The following is a 17678-nucleotide window of genomic DNA, read 5'->3' as shown; positions in this document are numbered from 1 at the left end:
AGCAATGAAGGGAGAAACGAATGCCACTGTTCATGGATGTTCACTACATGGAAGGCGGAGTTTCCGTCACAGATGTAGCGAACGCTCACAAGGCGGACCTCGACACCCAGGGTAAATACGGCGTGAGTTATCTGCGCTACTGGGTGAACGAAGACGAAGGAAGGATCTTCTGCCTCGTCGAAGCAGACGACGCCGAAGCCGCCAACACCGTCCATAGAGAAGCACATGGTCTTGTCGCTGACGAGATCTACCCGGTCAGCGAACACAGCTGAATTTCAACAGAGACTGATGACCATTCCAGAAGAGTCGACCAATTAGGAGAAATATGAGAAAAATGTCAATCATCGCCGCAGTTGTCATGGCTTTGACCTTGATGACCGCATCAGCTGCTCTTGCCGAGAAGCCGGCGGGTCCGACCTGTTTTGATGTCTTTGGCGAGGGCACACTTGCTACTCATGGCCAGCACATCATTGGCGATTACGTAACCGGCGTCGGCCACGACAACTTGTCATGGCCGCCGAAGGGTCAAGTCGGCGCGGCGACGGGGAAGGCGTAGCCGTCCGAGGAGGCCCTGGTCCTGGCTTCCACTTCACGATAGACGGGCTTGCACCAGGAGCATCGTTCTGCACAGGCCGTGCAGCATTCAACACACCTGAGCACTTTCAGCCATAAGGCCGGAGACTCACAACGGCAGGGGGACTCGGCGTACGGGTCCCCCTGCTTCGGTTCGCAGGGAGCGGCATCGGTATATACAGGGGAGCGGATTTCTACCGCCCATAACCGGCTGGGTGTGCCGTTATGGCATGATGTGGTTGGTGTTACCCGCACCGCTCAGGCGGTGGATCACCGGTTGAGCTGATTTGAGCAGCTCGGTTGGGTCCGTTCCGCCGTCGCGGTGGCGTGTTGGGGATCGAGTCGTTCCCAACGGACGAGGCAGGGTTCGAAGCGTTACTCGGCTGGCTCACTTCTCACGATGAGATCGACCGTGTTGGGGTTGAGGGCACCGGGTCGTGGGGTGTTGCCCTGTCCCGTTTCCTCCATGATCACGAGATCGTGGTGGTGGAGGTTGATCGCCCGAACCGCCAGGACCGTCGCAAGGTCGGGAAGTCTGACCCGACTGATGCCCTCTCGGCAGCCAGGGCAGCCCTGTCGGGGTCAGCAAGCGTGATACCGAAGACCCGCAACGGTCCGGTCGAACAGATACGGATTCTGCTCGTGGCGAGGCGTTCGGCTCGTTCGCAACGTATCGAGACGTTGAACCAGTTACGGCATCTCGTATTCACCGGCCCCGAAGAGGTGCGTTCCAGGTTCAAGGACCGTTACAAGACCGGACTCGTCTCTGAGGTCGCAAAGTTGAGGCCGCGTAAGGCTTCCGACCCGCTCCTCTACACGACTCAGCTGACGATGCAAGGCTTGGCGCGCCGCATCCAGATGCTCAACAATGAGATTCGGGGCCTCGACTCGATGCTCACCGAACTGGTTGCCGAAAAAGCACCGTCGCTGGTTGCTCTCTACGGGGTCGGGACCGATACCGCAGCCACCCTGTTGGTGACTGCAGGGGACAACCCACAGCGACTGCGCTCTGAACGGTCCTGGGCGCGCCTGTGTGGCGTCTCCCCGATACCGGCGGGGTCAGGCAAGACCAGTGGACGGCATCGGTTGAACCGGGGCGGTAACCGCCAAGCCAACGCTGCCCTGTATCGGATCGTATTGACTCGCATGAGCCGTGACGAGCGAACCAAGGCGTATTTGGGTCGCCGTCGGGCCGAAGGGAAGAACACGGCAGAGATCATGCGCTGCTTGAAACGGTACGTTGCAAGGGAGACGTTCAAACACACCCAACACGACAACCTAACAAGCATCCCCGCGACTCAAGCAAACTAACACCACAAAACAGGGGGATCACCAACGTGACCGGAGAAACACGCGACAGCTCAAACTGAGCTATACCCCCGGATGGGGCTTAGCTGTGTAGCGCCCGCACGCATCATGCAGGATTGGTAGGAGTTGAACTACGCCGACGGATCCCCCGCCGCACGCTGCTCAAGCTGGACCCGTAGTCGGTCCTGGACGATTGTGGACGTCAGGTCGGCGCGACTGCGCTCTATCAAGGCCCTGGCAACATCGGTCGTGCGTCGTAATCCCGACGTCATTCCGTCCGGGTAGTCGAGCGACGTCAGCAAATCATGCACCGTTTCCATATCCGCAAATGTGGCTTCCGCAGCGGCTAGCTCGCCCTTTCGCAATTGATCCAGAAGTCTCCGGCGCTGCTCCCCCACCGCCTCTCCAAGACCTTTCAAGTAAGGGACCGCATCGAGGCCGAGGTCTGATGGCAAGGGAAGATCGACGCCGGTCAACAGCGCCCGTGTTAACTCCGCCTCGGCGTACTCCTTCACCGCATCGTAGAAAAACCCGGCGTGGTAAATGTCACGGTGGTCACGAAGCGGCTCCTCAGCCTCTGCAATGAGCGCCCGCACCGAAACGAGCAACTCCTCGGCAACGTCGGGTTCGTTGCGATGCAATGCTCGGATGGCGTTCGCCGACCCTCTGATGATCTTTCGACAGTTACGCAACGCCAATTCACGGGCGGCGTTCTTCGCGTCAAGCTCCAGTCGGACCGCCGCGTCCAGCGCACCAAGGTCGATTGAATCGCTAACGGGCGCTCGCAAGTACACGCACGGACGTCGATTCGATGACAGCTTCAGCCAGGACTTCGTTGCTGCGGAGCTGGATAACGTCGGCGGACGTCGGCGGGTGGTTCCGTTTGGCCGTGAGCAGTGCGCCAACAAAACCGCCCAAAGCAAGGTCCACAAGACACGTCAGCACCAACCACCACACCACACCTGTTGCTACAGCCATCGCCAGCGTCGCAAAGGCGCTGGTACCAAGCAACAGCAAGGTTTGGCGCCGCCGGGCAGAAGCGCGACGCTGGGCGAGCATGCTCCGACCCTGGTCAGTCGTTGACACGGCAGCGAGTATCGCAGTCGACTCCTGAAAGCGGCGTGTCGAGGCGACCGGACGGGACCGCATATCGCCAAGAACGCCGGGTAGCAGTAACACTCCCCAGAGACCGACTATCAAAATAAAGGGCAACAGCATGTATTTCTTACTCCGTGACCGTCAAGCGTAGGGGAAGATGCCCAGACGCCAAAGGGTTTGTCACACCTGCGGTCACGTATTGTGGTCGCTGTCGTGACCAATAAGCAACTCGACGCCATGTTTTAGAGCGCCCATCACAACCTCTAATGACTCCGTGGCGCCTCTGAGCGAGCCAGGAACATTGATTATCAGCGTACTCTCGGCGATGCCAGACACGGCTCGGCTCAACATGCCAAAGACGTTCTTGCCAAGCGTCGACGCCCGGATGGCTTCTGCAAACCCGGGTGCCTCCCGGTCGATCACGAGTCTGGTCGCTTCTGGTGTTACATCGCGGGGCGCAAGTCCGGTCCCACCAGTCGTGACTATGAGGTCGACCTCACCAACCAAGTCGCGTAGCGCCGATGAGACACTCTCGATACCGTCCGGGATGAGAACGATGTCGCCGACAGAGAAGCCGGCATCGACCAGCATTGCCTTGCAAGCGGGACCGGAAATGTCCTCATAAATACCGCGACTGGCTCGATCTGAAATCGAGACGACCGCGGCCCTCATCTGTTCCACTCACCAGACTTGCCGCCAGATTTGTGTAGGAGCTGGATCGGGCCGAGTACTACGCCTTTGGAGACAGATTTGATCATGTCATACATCGTTACTGCTCCGATGGCGGCGCCGGTCATCGCTTCCATCTCGACACCTGTTCGACCCACCGTCTCAACACGGACCTCAATCCGCGCCCCGGACGTCGTTTCGTTGACTTCGACGGTGATCCCTGAGATCTCGATCGGATGGCACAGCGGGATGAGCGAGCTGGTGTTCTTAACAGCCATGATCGCCGCGATCCGCACCGTGGCGAGAACGTCACCCTTCTTCGTACCTGTTCCGAACACTGCTGCTTTCAGATCTGGAGGCAACGCCACAGACGCTTCGGCAATCGCGACACGCGAAGTCCGACCCTTCTCCCCTACCGAGACCATGCGAACGTCTCCATCAGCGTTTACGTGTGTGAGATCGTCAACCACCGAGTACCTCCTTGCGTGTTCTCGTCTCCCTTGCACCAAACATCACAACATCCACTTCGTCACCCGCCAGCACGACACCGACTCCAACCGGAACCTCAACGAGGCAATTCGCATCGGCAAGTGCGGTCATTTGATGCGAATGTTGTCCACCAGAGACATCGACACTCAGAACACCATCGGTTCGCACAGCAAGACCCCGCAGAAACACGGTCTTTTCGTCCTGGGTGTGGCGTTCGGACCGCATGACCGCCTTCACGACTGGCGGGTAGATGAACTCCGCGCCCATCATTGCAAACATCGCGGGCCGTACAAACTGAAGAAACGAGACAAACACAGAGACGGGGTTGCCGGGAAGTCCGAAAAACGGGGTATCTCCAACGTGGCCGAATCCGAGAGGCTTGCCCGGCTGCATTTGTACTTTTAGGAAATCGACGCCGCCGAGCTCGGTGAGAACACTCTTTACGAGATCGAAATCGCCCATCGACACTCCGCCGCTCGTCACCACAAGGTCGCAAGAGTTGGCGGCGTGCCCGAGCACGCTCTTCAAGACGTCCGGCTGGTCGGGGACGATGCCGTAGTCGATGACGAACCCTCCGGCTTCTTCGACAAGAGCCCGCATGGTGAGCCGGTTTGAGTCTCGGATCATTCCGGCCGAGAGGCTTGCCGTTTCGTGAGGGACAAGCTCGTCGCCCGTAGAGAAAATGCCGACAACGGGGCGTTTGCGCACCTTCGGCCACGCCGCACCGACTGTTGCGAGCAGGCCCAGTTGCGGTGCGTCGAGCCGTGTACCGGTTCGCATCACGACGGCACCAACGGTGACATCTGATCCAGCGCTTCTGATGGAAGTGCCCAACGGCGCACCAGACACGATGCGTACCCGACCGTTGCCAAGATCTTCGGTGTCCTCAACCTTGATGACCGTGTCGGCGCCCGCAGGCATGGGCGCGCCGGTCATGATTTTCATCGCGGTCCCGGTCGTTACTTTGCCCTGGGGAGAGGTTCCGGCGGCGATGATCCCTGTCACTTCGAGATCAACCGGAACTGTCGCGACATCAGCGGCAAGCACGGCGTACCCGTCCATGGCTGAGTTTGCGAACGGAGGGATGTTCTCACCTGCTGTGACATCTTCGGCAAGGATCAACCCGCGCGCCTCGCGTAACCCGATTCGGGTCACCGGAAGAAGGCCGACCTCTTCCAGGATTCGGCGCTGCACATCAGCAATTGGGATCATCGAGTCTCCAAGGTGTTCTCGCCACCGGCAAGCATACGTTTGATGTTCTCAGTGTGACGACCGAACACGATCGCTACCAAGACGGCGGTGGCAAGCAGCGGACCTCCGTCAACGCCGCGCAAGGCAAAGCCTGGCAGCAGCATCGCTATGCCAATGAGCGACGCGAGCGAAGCTGTTTTGGTTTTCAGGATGATGCCGATCCACACGATGACTACGGCGGCGCCTACCAGCGGCTGCAGATACAGTGCCGCACCAAGGCCGGTCGCGACACCTTTGCCGCCGCTGAACTTGTGCCACACCGGATAGCTGTGGCCGATCACCGCGGCGACCGCACACCAATAAGCAAAGGTGGGGTCTGCGATCGTGGCGCCGAGCCAAACACTGAGGGTGCCCTTCAGCAGATCGCCGGTCAGCACAACCGCCGCGGCCTTCTTGCCGAGCGTCCTAAAGACATTTGCCGTACCCGGGTTCCCCGATCCTTCTCGGTAGATATCAATGCCCATCAGTCTCGGGACGATCACACCGAAATCAACGGAACCGACCAGATAGGCAACCACGACGGCGACTACTTTTTCCACGTCGATAAGTGTAGGAGGATGCACCCGAGGCACCGCCAGCGGCTACCTGGTTGAATCAAGGAACGACGAAAGGGCATCATGGCGAAAATTCATGGCGGACAGATCATCGCCCGGGCACTCAAAGCCGAAGGTGTCGAAGCAATCTTCATGCTCACCGGGGGTCACATCCTGCCGATCGTCGATGGCTGCGAAAAGGAGGGAATCAAGGTCGTCGACGTGCGCCACGAGCAGGCAGCAGCCCACGCCGCCGATGCATATGCCCGTCTCACCGGGAAGCTCGGGGTCGCGGTGGTTACCGCCGGCCCTGGCGTTACAGATGCGCTGACCGGGGTTGCAAACGCTTGGTTTGCAAACACACCAATGCTGCTGCTCGGCGGGCGCCACCTGACCAACGAGGACCTCAGGGGTGGCCTCCAAGAGATGGATCATCCGCGGCTGTTCGAATCAATCACCAAATGGGCAGCAACCGCGAGGACCACGAGCCGCCTCGCCGAGTACATCGCGACTGCCGCGCGCCACGCATTCAGCGGTCGAGGTGGTCCCGTATTCCTCGACATTCCGTTTGATATCCAGGCTGACACGATGGTCGAGGACTCAATAGCGTGGCCAACCGGCTACCGACCAAACCGCCCGGCTGGCGTTGATGCGCACACCCTCGCCGACATCTGTGAACTGCTCAAGAACGCAGCCAGCCCCGTGGTGTTTGCCGGAACGGGCATGCGGTGGAGCCGCCAGGACGACTACACCGGCGCGTTCGCTGCATTCGCCGATGCTCTTGGCGCCCCCGTCTACACCAACAGCCTTGCCCGCGGTTCCCTTGCCTATGGCCACCCGCTGCTCGGCAACCGGACACGCAGCCACGCCTTGAAAGACACCGATGTCGTTCTCGCCCTCGGTGTCGACTGGGACTTCCGCACCAGCTACGGAGCGAAGGTCAGCCCGCAAGCAACGGTGATCCACATCGACGCCGAGCCGACAAGGATCGGCTGGAACAGAACCGCCGACCTTGGTGTCGCAGCCGACCCCGGTACAGTCGTAGCCCAACTTGCTGAAGCCGCCGCCAGCTTTGCGCCGTCAGGACCACGAGAATGGACCACGGAGTTGTTCGCCATGGAGTCTGCCAAACGCGCAGCGGCCGAAGAGGCGGCGAACAGCGACAACAGCCCAATTCATCCCGAGCGGTTCGCACGCGACGTGGCAGAGTTCTTCAGTGACGACTCGATCGTGTGCGCCGACGGTGGCGACATCGTGTCGACAACTGCAAAGTGGCTCCAGACGTCTCGCCCTGGTGGTCTTTTGGACCCGGGACCGTTTGGATGTCTTGGCGTCGGCGCACCGTTTGCGATCGCCGCAAAGACCGTCGAACCAGACACACGGGTCGGCATTGTGTATGGCGATGGGTCCTTCGGCTTCAACGCCATGGAGTACGACACGATGATCCGCCACGCAATGCCAGTGATTGGCGTGATCGGCAACGACGGGGCGTGGAACAACATCAAGACCATCCAACGGATGATGTACCCAGATATCGACACTGGCTCAGACCTCGGCATCAGGCCGTACGGAAAGATGGTCGAAGCGCTGGGCGGTTATGGCGAGTTCGTGACGGATCCCAAAGAGATCATCCCCGCCCTGCGCCGCGCCCAAGACAGCGGCGTTGCGTCACTCATCAATGTTCACATCGGCGAACAGATCCGCATGAGTTCTGTCTACGGCTTCTAGAACCGCTGTCTGGGGCGAGCTTCGTCTCGACCCCGCCCGGGATCCGAGGACAACGCCCTACAGGACGATCAGGCTGAGCGTCGCGAAACCGATGCAGTAGGCGCCAAATGGAACCAAACCGGTTCGGCGAATCAGGCTGAGCAGCCCTGCAATGGCCAGATACCCACTCACACCAGCGACCAACACTCCAACAGCCATTGTGAGGGTGATGCCAGCGTCCGTGTTCGTTAGATCGATCGTCTCAATGAGACCTGCGCCGGCGATTGCGGGGATGCCCAAGAGAAACGAAAACCTCGCGGCCTCAGCCTTGTCTACGCCGCGCATCATCGCCGCCGCAATCGTGGTGCCTGATCGGCTCACACCGGGTATCAGGGCCACAGCTTGAGCAAGTCCGATTGCGACGGCATCGGGTACGCGGAGATCCGCTACCTTTCGCTCTCGGGTTGCGATGAATCGGGTGGACAGCAAACCCATGCCGAGCAGCAACATGGAAACTGCCACCGCGCGCGGACTCTCCACGAAACGTCCGAGCGCTCCCCTGAAGAGCAACCCGATCACGGCAGCCGGGATAGTTCCGACTGCTACCAGCTTGAGCATTTTGCGGCCATCGTGCGTGAGTCTGAGCATCTGACCCACTTCGACACGAAAATAGATGAGCACGGCGACGAGTGTCCCAAGGTGCAGGAAAGCCGCGGTCGCGAGGTCGGGAGATGGTCGGCCAAGCAGTGCCGGTACGAGAACGAGGTGGCCCGAACTCGAAACCGGGAGGAACTCCGTAAGCCCCTGGGTGAGTCCCCAGATGATCGCGTCAAGCATGAACGAAAGCTTAGAACGTCAAGCGCTTCATGGTGCGACCAGTACGACGAGTCGGTCGACAGCCGCCGCAAGCGACATTCGTACGGCAGCCTCTTCGGGGACCGCAACCGAACCGAGCGTCCGGTCTCCGAAACCCGTGTCGAGTCCCGAACTGGAGACGATACCATCGGCAGAAAACCCATCTGAAACTGCAATGAGACGCACCCGCGTGCCCGGAGGCACGGACTCCGGTACGGGCGCAGGTACCGCCCACCAACCATCGGGGACGACGCTCCCGGCTGTCACGGAACCCCGCAAAAACGGATCGCCTTCGTCGAGCGCGTGTACCGCCGGCCCGACAACGTCCGACGCCGGAGGCAGCAATCCCATTGGGATTTGGCGCCATCCAAGGTCCTCATCGGTGATCGTCTCTCCGGCGTTCACGTCCCGATTCAGGAACGGATACGATATCAATTCGGGTGAAACCGCCTGCAACGACAGGGCAACAACGACAATCACCGACGCAGCGGCCCAGCGAAAATACGGAGGACGGTCTAACCAAAGCACCACCTCAAGGTATCTGCCCTACGCTCACAGTGGAAGGGGTACGGTCGGCGAAACCGCAAACCGGGACTCCGAGCCGCACGGTGACGGCAAGCTGAACGGACACCACCTCTACGTGTTGTGCCGGGAGGGGTCCAATTAGAACCCTCCCCGGTCTTCTAACCCCGTCAGGAAAGAAGAGACTTGCACGCAAGCAGGGGGATTGGTGGGGGACTTGCGCTTGGCTACCCGGGGAGGGAATCTCGCAATCGGTTGTCATGCGTCTACCCGTACCAATCTGGAGTATCGACGGGGTCTTATGACTAGTTACTTCGTGAGTGACGCGCGTAGTTATTGTAGACCGAGGTACCCGGTTGTCACGGTCTTTCGGCAAGTTCCGCACAACGGTCATCCGTAGGGGACTCGCTAGCATTCGGGGATGTGGCTACGGAACCTCATTTTGGTCGGTCTTGTGACTCTCACCGCATGTTCAGGAATCTCCGCCGAGCCAACATCAACTACTCCAGACACCCAAACACCAAGCACCACTGTCGCGAGCGCAGCGCCAACGGCCAAGCAACCGACGACAACAGCAGCCGCGACCACCAGCTCTTCGTCGCCCACATCCACCACAACAACAACCACTACCACCACGACCCTGCCGCCACTCGTCCTCGCGTTTGTTGGCGACACAGCTTTCACCCACGGCAGCGAGGCACGCGACCCTCTCGGCGACGTCACCGAATGGCTCTCGTCACCCGATCTCATGTTTGCAAATCTCGAAACGACAATCGCCGAAGCTGACGTTGGGGTCGACAACGGCAACAAGTACACATTCAAGTCCCCTCCGACCTCGGTAGACCTGCTCACAGCTTCGGGTATCGATGCTGTCCAGCTTGCCAACAACCACATCCTTGACTTTGGCCCGGACGCCACCGCGCGGACCGTGGAAATCCTCGACAAAGCAGGCATCGCGCACAGTGGCGCCGGCGGCAACGCAGTCGACGCATATGCGTCGGTCGTGATCGAAACGAACGGGTGGAAGGTTGGATTCGTTTCCTTCTCACGCATCCCGTGCCACTGGTCGGCGAGCGGAGAGAACACCCGCCCACAGACCGCGTGGGCGTGCGACCCATTCCTCCTCGAAACTATTAAGGCGGTACAAGAAGCAGCTCACAACACAGACTTTGTTGTAGTCATGGTCCACTGGGGTATTGAGCGCAACCACTGTCCCGAAACATACCAACGCGACCTCGCCAGAACGTGGGCGCAATTCGGCGCTGACGTGATCGTTGGTGGCCATCCCCACGTACTTCAGGGGGTTGAACAAGTTGAAGGTGCCTGGTTGATCAACTCGACAGGGAATTTTGCGTTTCCTTCAGCACGCGGAGCCAGTTCATATTCAGCTGTTTATGAATTCACCATCACGCAGGACGGCGTTTCACTCCAAGTCAAACCAGTCCGCATCGTGGGAGGTCGACCAAGACCCGCCAACGAAACAGATACTGCAAAGATCCTCGACGACCTTACAAAGTGGTCAGTGGGTTACGAATTCGATGCCCAGGGACACGCGATACCAAGCGACTCTCCGTCCGTGTGTGGCAGCCCCGGGTCCTAGCTGCAACCTCGACTCGGCCCACCACCGCCAGCCACCGGTCTACAGGGCCGCGGATTCTTCAAGCGTTAGCCGCAGCGGCGGAAGGACGGCGATGTCCTTGCCGCGCCCGGCTGCCTCCTTGAAGCGAATGATGTCAGCGAGCGAGGCAACCTCGACACGAGCAGCACCGTCGGCGGTAATCGACAGGGTTGGCGCCGAAACTGACACATCGTCGAAGCCTTTCGTCCCGTCGGGGTGAAAAATGAGGTCAAGATCCCCGCTGTCGGTAACAAGCGCCCACGTCTCGGAGGTCGCAAGCATCATGGCTCCGATCGGAAACTCCACTCCTCCGAGTTCGACTGCGTGTTCTCGAAGAACCGGAACCTGGTTTTAGCGCGTGCAGTGTCTAAAACTCCTCGGCCGTCCACGGCACGGTCGTTGTACGAAACAGCCGGTCGAGAAGGGCGAGCTTGCTCGCATCGCCAACAATTACACCCGCCTCTGAAATCCCCGACAGACGTCTCCCACCCATGTACAAGGCCGCAAGCACGTCGGTCGGCATAGTGAGATCGGGTGTCGCTGCAGTGCGCTCGACCGAAGCTACACCGGCCGTAATCTCGACCTTCCATGTTCCGTTGTTGTGGTCAAGCTGCTCATCGATCACTTCCAGCACGATCGACCCGTCAGTTTCGTATCGCCGGGCCTCAAGCGCCGCCTTGAGATCGACAAGCCGATACCACACGTAATCCCAATCCTCAGTCTTCATCGCATACGGGTTGGTCAGCATCCATCGCACGGGGTCGTCCCCCGGACGCCCCCATAAAACGAGGTCCCGCCGCATGTCGAAACCCAGACCGAACGCGAGCAATGCCCGGCGCGCTGCTAACGAAGTCACAAACATCTCTTCGAACCGCACTGTCCCAGGGGATTCGCTCTTCGTTCGAAACACGACGTAACCCTTGCCGTCGTCACCTTCGTACAACGCAAACCGCGGCTTTGTGTGTCCCTCTTTCTCCCACGAGTAATCGTGCAGGTAGTACTCGGCAAACGGGTCAGAACGATGCAACGTCCCATGGCGCAGGCCGGCAACCTCGGCGTGGATCGTCGCAAAGACCCGGACTGCTTCGTCGCGGTCGACGATTCGCACCGCGCCCAAAGGCTGATCGGCGGCAACGAGCGTCGTCCTGGACGAATCGATACGTTGACGGACCGTTTCCACAGCGGGGCCAAACCCAAACCGGCCATAGATACCGCCTTCGGTCGCCCACAAAAGAGCCAGGGGCTCGCTGGCGTCGGCAGCATCCTCAAAAAGGCCTTGCATCATTGCCCGCATTACCCCGCGCCTGCGGTGGGTGGGTAGCACCGTTACGAACGATATCCCCGCAGCACCCACATTCGACCCTCCCGGTATCGTGACCCGATAAGCATGGGCGGCGCTCGTTCCCACAATCTGCCCGCGATCGTCACCAATCAACATCCGATCGGTGGGGAACATCGCTTTCAGTGGTTCAAACGTCTCGTCGGGATCGAACGAGAATGGCACAGACGACGCCGCGATGATCTCGTCGTACTCGTCTTCCCGCGGCCGCCGGATCGTTACATCGGACACCGCTACAAAGCCCTGATCGGCAGCAGCGACAACTGCCGAGACATCGCAACAACATCGCCGTCGGAATCCCACAGCACGCCGCTCTCTTCGAGATAACCGTCGGTCAACACATGAGAATCGAACCTGACTTTCACATACCCGGGCGCGGGGCGTTTGCGGAAATGCACCGTGAGCTCGAGTGTCGGTGTCCATCCAAGTTCCGTGTTCGTGTTGATCAGAGTCGGCGGAAAGCTGTCCGTAAACATCGCTAGAGCCTTAAGATCCGGCTCTCGGCCATCGAATCGTATCCACCCACCGAGTTCTGCCCTGCCCAGCGGCTTTCCCACCATAAAGCCTGCCAGGCTCGGCTCGGCACGCAAGTCGACCTTGTCCAGTATCCCAATCGGCGCGAACGGACCCGATGCCTCAGCACGAAAACACTGGCCGGGCGACAAATATTCTGGCTGGGGCATGTCGACAAGTATGTGGGCGCCGCCAAGGGTGAGGTCGGTGCACATTGCGATCGCGGTCGCAAAAGTCTCGCCGTTCTGAACGAAATCAAGCCGAACAGATGAAAACCTTCGCGATTCGCTCACCACGTCGGCGCGAATTTCAACTCGGCCTCCAACAGCTTTGCCGAGAAAGTGCATCGTCACCGTGAGTGGGTCTGGCCTGCCGGTCGCGGCAAGAGCTACTTCAACAGCGATTGCAAACACATAACCACCGTGCACCACTCCCCCAACGTGCCAACTTTTGTCGAGTTCGGCGATGAACAGACCTTCGCCCTCTTGGTTTATCGCAGTAACAACATCGAACTCGTGCATCCACACCGTCCCTCGGTCATTCAGCCGCACAGCTTAGAAGTCCAGCCATCCACTCGCAGACGACTCAGCACAGCAAAGGTCGGCGTGCAGATGGGCGGAGCGTAGGGAATGCGCTGCAGCGAGCCGGGGTTACAATCTCGGAGATCACACAGGAGCCGAACACCCTATGTTCCGACGCCGCACCAAGGCCAAGAAAATCAGCCATCTGTCCGAGATTGACGAACTCGTCGCTACCGGTAAGCCGGTTCTGCTCGACTTCATGCAGATCGGCTGCGGACCGTGCCAGGTGATGGATGGCATCATCAACGAGATCTCTGATGAGTTTGGTGCTTCGGCGCATGTGCTCAAGGTAGACATCCGCAAGGTCCACGGTGCCGCGATGAAATACAAGGTGCGGTCCACACCAACGCTTGTGTTGCTGGCCAAACCACCCGTGAAAAAGCGCAAGAAGGTCCGTCCTGGCGACAAGCCTCAGGGTGAACGCAGCGCCACCCAGCGCTGGCGTACCACAGGACTCGTCAAGAAGGATCAGCTCCAGCGGGTTATGTTGTCGAACGGGGCCGTCCTAGGGGGCTGACACCCTCACTGACCGCCGCGCTTCACACCGCCGTATTTCATGCGGGTGTCTTCCATTCGCGCTACTTCACCTATTTCGTCGCCGCTGGGGATGCCGGCATCGACAACTTCACCGATGAAGAGGTCGTGACTTCCGCAAGCAACGGTCTCCCAAAGAGTGCAATCGAGGTAGGCAATTGCTTCCTCGAAAATCGGTGCACCGGTGACCTTCTCGACAATCAAACGGCTGTTGAGCGCCATCCCCTCCTTGGTTGCGGGTTTGGAAAACTTCACAAACGGACGTGTGTCTGACCGCGACCAGATGTTCACCGAGAAGGAACCGCTGGCTTTAATCAGCTTGTTCGTGACCGCCTTGGCATCAACCGAAATCGCAATCAGAACAGGCTCCATTGCGACCTGCGTCACCCATGACTGAGTCATGCCGTTCCACTCGTCCTCGTGGCGCGACCCGATGAGGCAGAGGATGTTCGGAATGGACCACATGATCTTGTTGATCGTTGTCGGCTCTAGCGGCATCGAGTTCCTCCAGGGTGGGTAGACACACAGTACCTGCCCCGTAGACTGCAGGGACCGGACCAACGGCACGAACGCGTTCCGCCGGTAACAGTTCCCTTGGCACAGCTAGACGCGAACAGGCGTTAAAGAACCGGCAGCGAGATCTACCACCATGAGAGCAACCGGTCGGCGCATATGGGCGACTCATACAGCGCCTTCACGAAACATCTGCGATTCGAACCGGTCCGGTACCACCGCGGTTTACACCGATGTCGAAACAACCAGTGTGCCATGACTACATCCGTGCCACCACGCACCGTTGTGCACATCTGCCGAAAAGAGGAGTGGCAGACAGCTCAGCAACAGGGGGCCTACTCACCGGCGAGCGTGACGACCGAGGGCTTTATTCACTGTTCGCTTCCCGACCAAGTCGTGGGGGTTGCAAATTCGCTGTACCGCGGCGAAGCAGGACTCGTCCTGCTGATGATCGACAGCGCGACACTCACAGCGCCGATCGTATTCGAAGATTGCTACGAAAGCGGGACAGAGTATCCGCACCTGTACGGCGCACTCAACATCGACGCCGTGGTTGAAGTGGTCGATTTCCCGTCCGGCCCAGATGGCAGTTACAGCCTGCCGCGATTGCTCGGCCGGCCGTGAGACATCGTGAAGCACCGCGATCGCGTTAGGCGTGACCCGGGGGGTTCTTGATCGCCGCCAGTGCGCGCTGCTTCGACTCGGCGATCTCATATGCGATCTGGTCGATCGAGTCGATCATCCACAGATGCGCCGCTTTGCCCTCGCGGAAGTCGGACTCGGCCATCCCTTGGATTCGCCCCTGGTCGGCGAGCTCTTTCACTTGTTTGTAATTGTTGCGCGGTTCGAGGTTGTAAACACCAAGTGTTTTACCACCGGCCTTATTGAGAATTGAGAATACGGGGACATCGCTTGGGCCATCGGCAATGTAGATCATGTTGCGCAGCGGCACCCGGCGTTGCTCCTCGGTCATGCGGGCATTCACATCGATCTGAGGGTTTTTGTTTGTGCCCTTGTTGATCTCGAAAATCGCCCGCGTTTTGGACGTATTTCCGATGAAGAGTCCAATATGGCGCACGGTCCCTTGATCCCCACTGGCAACGTCGAGGCGATCTCGATAACCGGGGCCTGCCTGACCCGCCACGAACGTGTTCGCCCAAAGGCCGTCGATGTGCGATGCAAACACGGATCCTTCGATCATTGGTCGGAGTCCGGTGGAGACGACGTAATGCTCAACAGTGATCGCCTCTTTGGCGAATTCGGGGTTTGCCTCGACATGTTTCCGTGAGGCCGCCATGAAATCGGGCATCCCGGGCACTGGCACAAGTTCGGCGCCGAGGCGTTTCAGCGTGGCGTTGGTTAGGTCCTTAAAGATTCCGCGCTCAACGTAGGTAAGGATGTGCAGTAGGTAGGCCATGTCGGTATCGAGTATCTCGCCGCGTTGTTCGTGAAACTTGATCAGACCGCCTACTTCGCCCCAAAACTCGCTCTCATCAACGCCGTACTCGGCGAACAGCGGCCCTTGCATGTTTCCCGGGATCAACGTCTTGTCAAAGTCCCACACACAGGCAATAACCGATTGCGTATAGAGAGGTGGTGGCATGCAATTAGGTTAGTGCAGCCCGCCCCGAGGGCGGCAACGGTCCGGCCATGTTATCGCGTCGGGTCGGTGACTCCCCGGTTGTCACATGCGTGTTTGAATTCGGTTAGCAGATACCGGTGGGGATGACTCATTGTCACATGCCCTGCCCGTTTCGGGTGGTGGCTTTCTAGTTGAGTGTCTCCCCACCGGTGGCTGGCTCGGGTGATGTCGCTTGATAGGAGCGTGAGATCCTGGAGTCGGTGACCCAACGCATGTGTGCGCACCACTCGAGCCGATTCTGCCAGAAAACGGAATCGTCGAGAGAAAGGTACATATTGTGACCATCATCGGGATTGACTCCCATAAAGATCTGTTGGCGGCGGCTCGTCTGGATGACGCTGGCCGCCTGGTCGAGTATCGACCGATCGAGAACACTATCGACGGTCACCGTCAGGTGATCGACTGGTTGGAGGTGTCGGGTTGTGTGAAGGTGGCGATCGAGGGTTCGGGTGGCTATGGCCGGCCGTTGGCGTTGACGTTGCTCGACGCAGGCGTCGAGGTGGTCGAGGTCCCGCCGCAGATGACTGCTGCAGCCCGCAAGGGTCAGCGTTCGAACACCAAGAACGACAAGGTTGATGCAACACTGATCGGCCGGATCGGTTTGCGTGACGACGACCTGCCAAACCCGCGGCCCTCTGGCCCGATCGAGGACCTTCGGATTCTTGTCGGTTATCGCCGAGAACTCGTCGGGGAGCAGAACCGGGCAATCAATCGGCTTCACTCGGATCTCGAACAGATCAGGGTCGGCTACCACCGCCAGATCGCCACCCGAATCGGATCGGTCAAGTCGCTCCAACACTGCCGGAACCTGCTCGCCAAGGACCGGTCGACCGCTGCGAGGATCGCCCGCAAGCGCATCACGTCGATCCTTGCGCTCGGCCGCGAGATCGACGCGTTCGGCAAGGAGATCAAAACGACCGTGGCAGCGACCGGGACGCAACTACTCGACATTGATGGCATTGGACCCATCGTCGCGGCCGACATCCTCACCGAGGTCGGCGACCCGACACGTTTCGCCACGAAAGCCAAATTTGCCATGGCAAACGGCACCACACCCCTCGAAGCCAGCTCAGGACGCCGCCGCCGCCACCGTCTCAACCGGGGTGGAAACCGCCAACTCAACAAGGCCATCCACATCGCTGCGATCACCCAGATCGCCCGACCTGACACCGAAGGCCGCCGCTACTTCGAGAAACGCCTGAACGACGGAAAGACCAAACGAGAAGCCATCCGCGCCCTAAAACGACAAATCTCCGACCGCATCTGGACCACGCTCACCACCCCCCAGACAACCTCCGCCTTGACATAGGAGCTCAACTAGGGAATCTCAGGCGAGCCGAATACGACGTCGCCGGTTAACACCTTCCACCATGGCTGAAGCATGCACGGAACACCCCGCAGGGAGGAATGCGCCTCCCCCATCTGCGCCAGCGGAACCAGCACCGTGACGTTCCAACCGCGCTGGTCGAGAGACCAGATCGGACTCATCAAGCAGCCTGCATCAACGGTGTCGTCGAGTACGATCTCAACGGCGCGCCGTTCACCTGCCACCGCGCACAGCAGGCCTCCCGTCGCATCGTCTGTCGTGCCATCGACCATTTCGATGAGTGGCGCGGTGACCGCCGCCTCCAACTGGAGTGCATAACCGCGCACCGCAGCGGTTGCGACCCGGTCGCTCTCAGTCCATGTGACTTGTGCCGCCATTACCATTGTTCAGCCCCTTACAGCCGTGTACTTACACGAGTGTAACTCGTTGGCCGGGTATCCGCGCAAACGGATGTTGATAGCGGGCAACGGACGGTTGCTTGGGGCATTCGGCCTTGATCTGCGACAAGGACAACCGCATCAGAGAGCAACGACGAATAGTTTTTGGACTCCCGCATAACGGCAGAGGCGATTCTTTGAAGACGGCGTCTCGGGAGCTTCCGGTGCG

At 59.5% G+C, this 17678-nt stretch carries 22 protein-coding genes; 8 read left to right on the top strand and 14 right to left on the bottom strand.

Annotation, left to right across the window (positions count from 1 at the left end; all coding sequences use genetic code 11):
- The first annotated feature begins 20 nt into the window (after positions 1–20).
- The 3 genes from IIC71_03400 (at position 21) to IIC71_03390 (ending at position 1884) form a co-directional block, all read left to right on the top strand.
- Positions 21–272: a DUF4242 domain-containing protein gene (locus tag IIC71_03400; protein ID MCH7668236.1), complete on the top strand. Its 252-nt coding sequence runs from the start codon at positions 21–23 to the stop codon at positions 270–272.
- A 53-nt stretch (positions 273–325) separates the two neighbouring features.
- Positions 326–556, top strand: coding sequence for a hypothetical protein (locus IIC71_03395; protein MCH7668235.1), 231 nt, complete (start codon positions 326–328; stop codon positions 554–556).
- Positions 557–873: 317 nt separating this feature from the next.
- Positions 874–1884: an IS110 family transposase gene (locus IIC71_03390; protein MCH7668234.1), complete on the top strand. Its 1011-nt coding sequence runs from the start codon at positions 874–876 to the stop codon at positions 1882–1884.
- 128 nt (positions 1885–2012) lie between these two features.
- Here the strand turns inward: IIC71_03390 and IIC71_03385 are convergent, their stop codons facing one another.
- From IIC71_03385 to plsY, 6 genes are all read right to left on the bottom strand, one after another.
- Positions 2013–2675 (bottom strand): haloacid dehalogenase, encoded by a 663-nt coding sequence (locus IIC71_03385; GenBank protein ID MCH7668233.1) that lies wholly within the window; start codon positions 2673–2675, stop codon positions 2013–2015.
- Positions 2653–3099: a hypothetical protein gene (locus IIC71_03380; protein MCH7668232.1), complete on the bottom strand. Its 447-nt coding sequence runs from the start codon at positions 3097–3099 to the stop codon at positions 2653–2655. The genes IIC71_03385 and IIC71_03380 overlap by 23 nt, the downstream gene beginning before the upstream one ends.
- 72 nt (positions 3100–3171) lie before the next feature.
- On the bottom strand, positions 3172–3651 hold the full coding sequence (locus tag IIC71_03375; protein ID MCH7668231.1) for a MogA/MoaB family molybdenum cofactor biosynthesis protein: 480 nt from the start codon (positions 3649–3651) through the stop codon (positions 3172–3174).
- Positions 3648–4073: a cyclic pyranopterin monophosphate synthase MoaC gene (gene moaC / locus IIC71_03370; GenBank protein ID MCH7668230.1), complete on the bottom strand. Its 426-nt coding sequence runs from the start codon at positions 4071–4073 to the stop codon at positions 3648–3650. The genes IIC71_03375 and moaC overlap by 4 nt, the downstream gene beginning before the upstream one ends.
- A 37-nt stretch (positions 4074–4110) precedes the next feature.
- On the bottom strand, positions 4111–5349 hold the full coding sequence (locus IIC71_03365; GenBank protein MCH7668229.1) for a molybdopterin molybdotransferase MoeA: 1239 nt from the start codon (positions 5347–5349) through the stop codon (positions 4111–4113).
- Positions 5346–5927, bottom strand: a complete 582-nt coding sequence (gene plsY, locus IIC71_03360; GenBank protein MCH7668228.1) for a glycerol-3-phosphate 1-O-acyltransferase PlsY — start codon at positions 5925–5927, stop codon at positions 5346–5348. Before plsY ends, IIC71_03365 begins: the two co-directional genes overlap by 4 nt.
- 78 nt (positions 5928–6005) lie before the next feature.
- Between plsY and IIC71_03355 the strand changes: the two genes are divergently transcribed.
- Positions 6006–7649 (top strand): hypothetical protein, encoded by a 1644-nt coding sequence (locus IIC71_03355; protein ID MCH7668227.1) that lies wholly within the window; start codon positions 6006–6008, stop codon positions 7647–7649.
- A 57-nt stretch (positions 7650–7706) separates the two neighbouring features.
- On the opposite strand, the gene IIC71_03350 is transcribed toward IIC71_03355, so the two are convergent.
- Positions 7707–8465: an undecaprenyl-diphosphate phosphatase gene (locus IIC71_03350; GenBank protein MCH7668226.1), complete on the bottom strand. Its 759-nt coding sequence runs from the start codon at positions 8463–8465 to the stop codon at positions 7707–7709.
- A 27-nt stretch (positions 8466–8492) separates the two neighbouring features.
- A complete protein-coding gene (locus IIC71_03345) occupies positions 8493–9011 on the bottom strand; it encodes a hypothetical protein (GenBank protein MCH7668225.1) in 519 nt (172 codons plus the stop codon).
- A gap of 415 nt (positions 9012–9426) precedes the next feature.
- Here IIC71_03345 and IIC71_03340 point away from each other — a divergent pair, with 415 nt between their 5' ends.
- Positions 9427–10605, top strand: a complete 1179-nt coding sequence (locus IIC71_03340) for a CapA family protein (protein ID MCH7668224.1) — start codon at positions 9427–9429, stop codon at positions 10603–10605.
- A 39-nt stretch (positions 10606–10644) separates the two neighbouring features.
- On the opposite strand, the gene IIC71_03335 is transcribed toward IIC71_03340, so the two are convergent.
- The 3 genes from IIC71_03335 to IIC71_03325 all read right to left on the bottom strand — a co-directional run bounded on the left by IIC71_03335 (position 10645) and on the right by IIC71_03325 (position 12996).
- Entirely contained in the window at positions 10645–10908 is a 264-nt protein-coding gene (locus tag IIC71_03335) for a hypothetical protein (protein MCH7668223.1), read from the bottom strand.
- Between the two features lie 82 nt (positions 10909–10990).
- Positions 10991–12193, bottom strand: a complete 1203-nt coding sequence (locus IIC71_03330; protein ID MCH7668222.1) for a GNAT family N-acetyltransferase — start codon at positions 12191–12193, stop codon at positions 10991–10993.
- Between the two features lie 2 nt (positions 12194–12195).
- Complete coding sequence (locus tag IIC71_03325; protein ID MCH7668221.1) at positions 12196–12996, bottom strand: thioesterase family protein; 801 nt, start codon at positions 12994–12996, stop codon at positions 12196–12198.
- A 166-nt stretch (positions 12997–13162) separates the two neighbouring features.
- On the opposite strand from IIC71_03325, the gene IIC71_03320 reads away from it, so the two are divergent.
- Complete coding sequence (locus IIC71_03320) at positions 13163–13573, top strand: thioredoxin family protein (GenBank protein MCH7668220.1); 411 nt, start codon at positions 13163–13165, stop codon at positions 13571–13573.
- 5 nt (positions 13574–13578) lie between these two features.
- On the opposite strand, the gene IIC71_03315 is transcribed toward IIC71_03320, so the two are convergent.
- Entirely contained in the window at positions 13579–14088 is a 510-nt protein-coding gene (locus IIC71_03315) for a flavin reductase (GenBank protein MCH7668219.1), read from the bottom strand.
- Between the two features lie 270 nt (positions 14089–14358).
- Here IIC71_03315 and IIC71_03310 point away from each other — a divergent pair, with 270 nt between their 5' ends.
- The gene (locus IIC71_03310) at positions 14359–14727 is read left to right on the top strand and encodes a DUF952 domain-containing protein (protein ID MCH7668218.1); all 369 of its coding nucleotides are present in this window, start codon (positions 14359–14361) and stop codon (positions 14725–14727) included.
- A gap of 25 nt (positions 14728–14752) precedes the next feature.
- Here the strand turns inward: IIC71_03310 and IIC71_03305 are convergent, their stop codons facing one another.
- The gene (locus IIC71_03305) at positions 14753–15706 is read right to left on the bottom strand and encodes a haloacid dehalogenase-like hydrolase (GenBank protein ID MCH7668217.1); all 954 of its coding nucleotides are present in this window, start codon (positions 15704–15706) and stop codon (positions 14753–14755) included.
- A gap of 316 nt (positions 15707–16022) precedes the next feature.
- On the opposite strand from IIC71_03305, the gene IIC71_03300 reads away from it, so the two are divergent.
- Positions 16023–17054, top strand: a complete 1032-nt coding sequence (locus IIC71_03300; GenBank protein MCH7668216.1) for an IS110 family transposase — start codon at positions 16023–16025, stop codon at positions 17052–17054.
- 8 nt (positions 17055–17062) lie between these two features.
- On the opposite strand, the gene IIC71_03295 is transcribed toward IIC71_03300, so the two are convergent.
- Positions 17063–17449 carry a hypothetical protein gene (locus IIC71_03295; GenBank protein ID MCH7668215.1) on the bottom strand — a complete coding sequence of 129 codons (387 nt, stop codon included), beginning with the start codon at positions 17447–17449 and terminating at the stop codon, positions 17063–17065.
- Positions 17450–17678 lie beyond the last annotated feature (229 nt).

This window comes from Acidobacteriota bacterium (assembly GCA_022562055.1).
Lineage (GTDB): Bacteria > Actinomycetota > Acidimicrobiia > Spongiisociales > UBA5794 > BMS3BBIN02.
Note: the sequence above shows the minus strand (reverse complement) of the source record. Positions and strands in the feature narration are given on the sequence as shown.

Coding starts and splice junctions, on each gene's coding strand:
- IIC71_03375 (MCH7668231.1), bottom strand. CDS start 3,651: ATGAGGGCCGCGGTCGTCTCGATTTCAGATCGAGCCAGTCGCGGTATT.
- IIC71_03295 (MCH7668215.1), bottom strand. CDS start 17,449: ATGGCGGCACAAGTCACATGGACTGAGAGCGACCGGGTCGCAACCGCT.
- IIC71_03400 (MCH7668236.1), top strand. CDS start 21: ATGCCACTGTTCATGGATGTTCACTACATGGAAGGCGGAGTTTCCGTC.
- IIC71_03380 (MCH7668232.1), bottom strand. CDS start 3,099: ATGCTGTTGCCCTTTATTTTGATAGTCGGTCTCTGGGGAGTGTTACTG.
- IIC71_03355 (MCH7668227.1), top strand. CDS start 6,006: ATGGCGAAAATTCATGGCGGACAGATCATCGCCCGGGCACTCAAAGCC.
- IIC71_03340 (MCH7668224.1), top strand. CDS start 9,427: ATGTGGCTACGGAACCTCATTTTGGTCGGTCTTGTGACTCTCACCGCA.
- IIC71_03335 (MCH7668223.1), bottom strand. CDS start 10,908: ATGATGCTTGCGACCTCCGAGACGTGGGCGCTTGTTACCGACAGCGGG.
- IIC71_03305 (MCH7668217.1), bottom strand. CDS start 15,706: ATGCCACCACCTCTCTATACGCAATCGGTTATTGCCTGTGTGTGGGAC.
- IIC71_03350 (MCH7668226.1), bottom strand. CDS start 8,465: ATGCTTGACGCGATCATCTGGGGACTCACCCAGGGGCTTACGGAGTTC.
- IIC71_03365 (MCH7668229.1), bottom strand. CDS start 5,349: ATGATCCCAATTGCTGATGTGCAGCGCCGAATCCTGGAAGAGGTCGGC.
- IIC71_03315 (MCH7668219.1), bottom strand. CDS start 14,088: ATGCCGCTAGAGCCGACAACGATCAACAAGATCATGTGGTCCATTCCG.
- IIC71_03395 (MCH7668235.1), top strand. CDS start 326: ATGAGAAAAATGTCAATCATCGCCGCAGTTGTCATGGCTTTGACCTTG.
- IIC71_03325 (MCH7668221.1), bottom strand. CDS start 12,996: ATGCACGAGTTCGATGTTGTTACTGCGATAAACCAAGAGGGCGAAGGT.
- IIC71_03310 (MCH7668218.1), top strand. CDS start 14,359: ATGACTACATCCGTGCCACCACGCACCGTTGTGCACATCTGCCGAAAA.
- IIC71_03320 (MCH7668220.1), top strand. CDS start 13,163: ATGTTCCGACGCCGCACCAAGGCCAAGAAAATCAGCCATCTGTCCGAG.
- moaC (MCH7668230.1), bottom strand. CDS start 4,073: ATGGTCTCGGTAGGGGAGAAGGGTCGGACTTCGCGTGTCGCGATTGCC.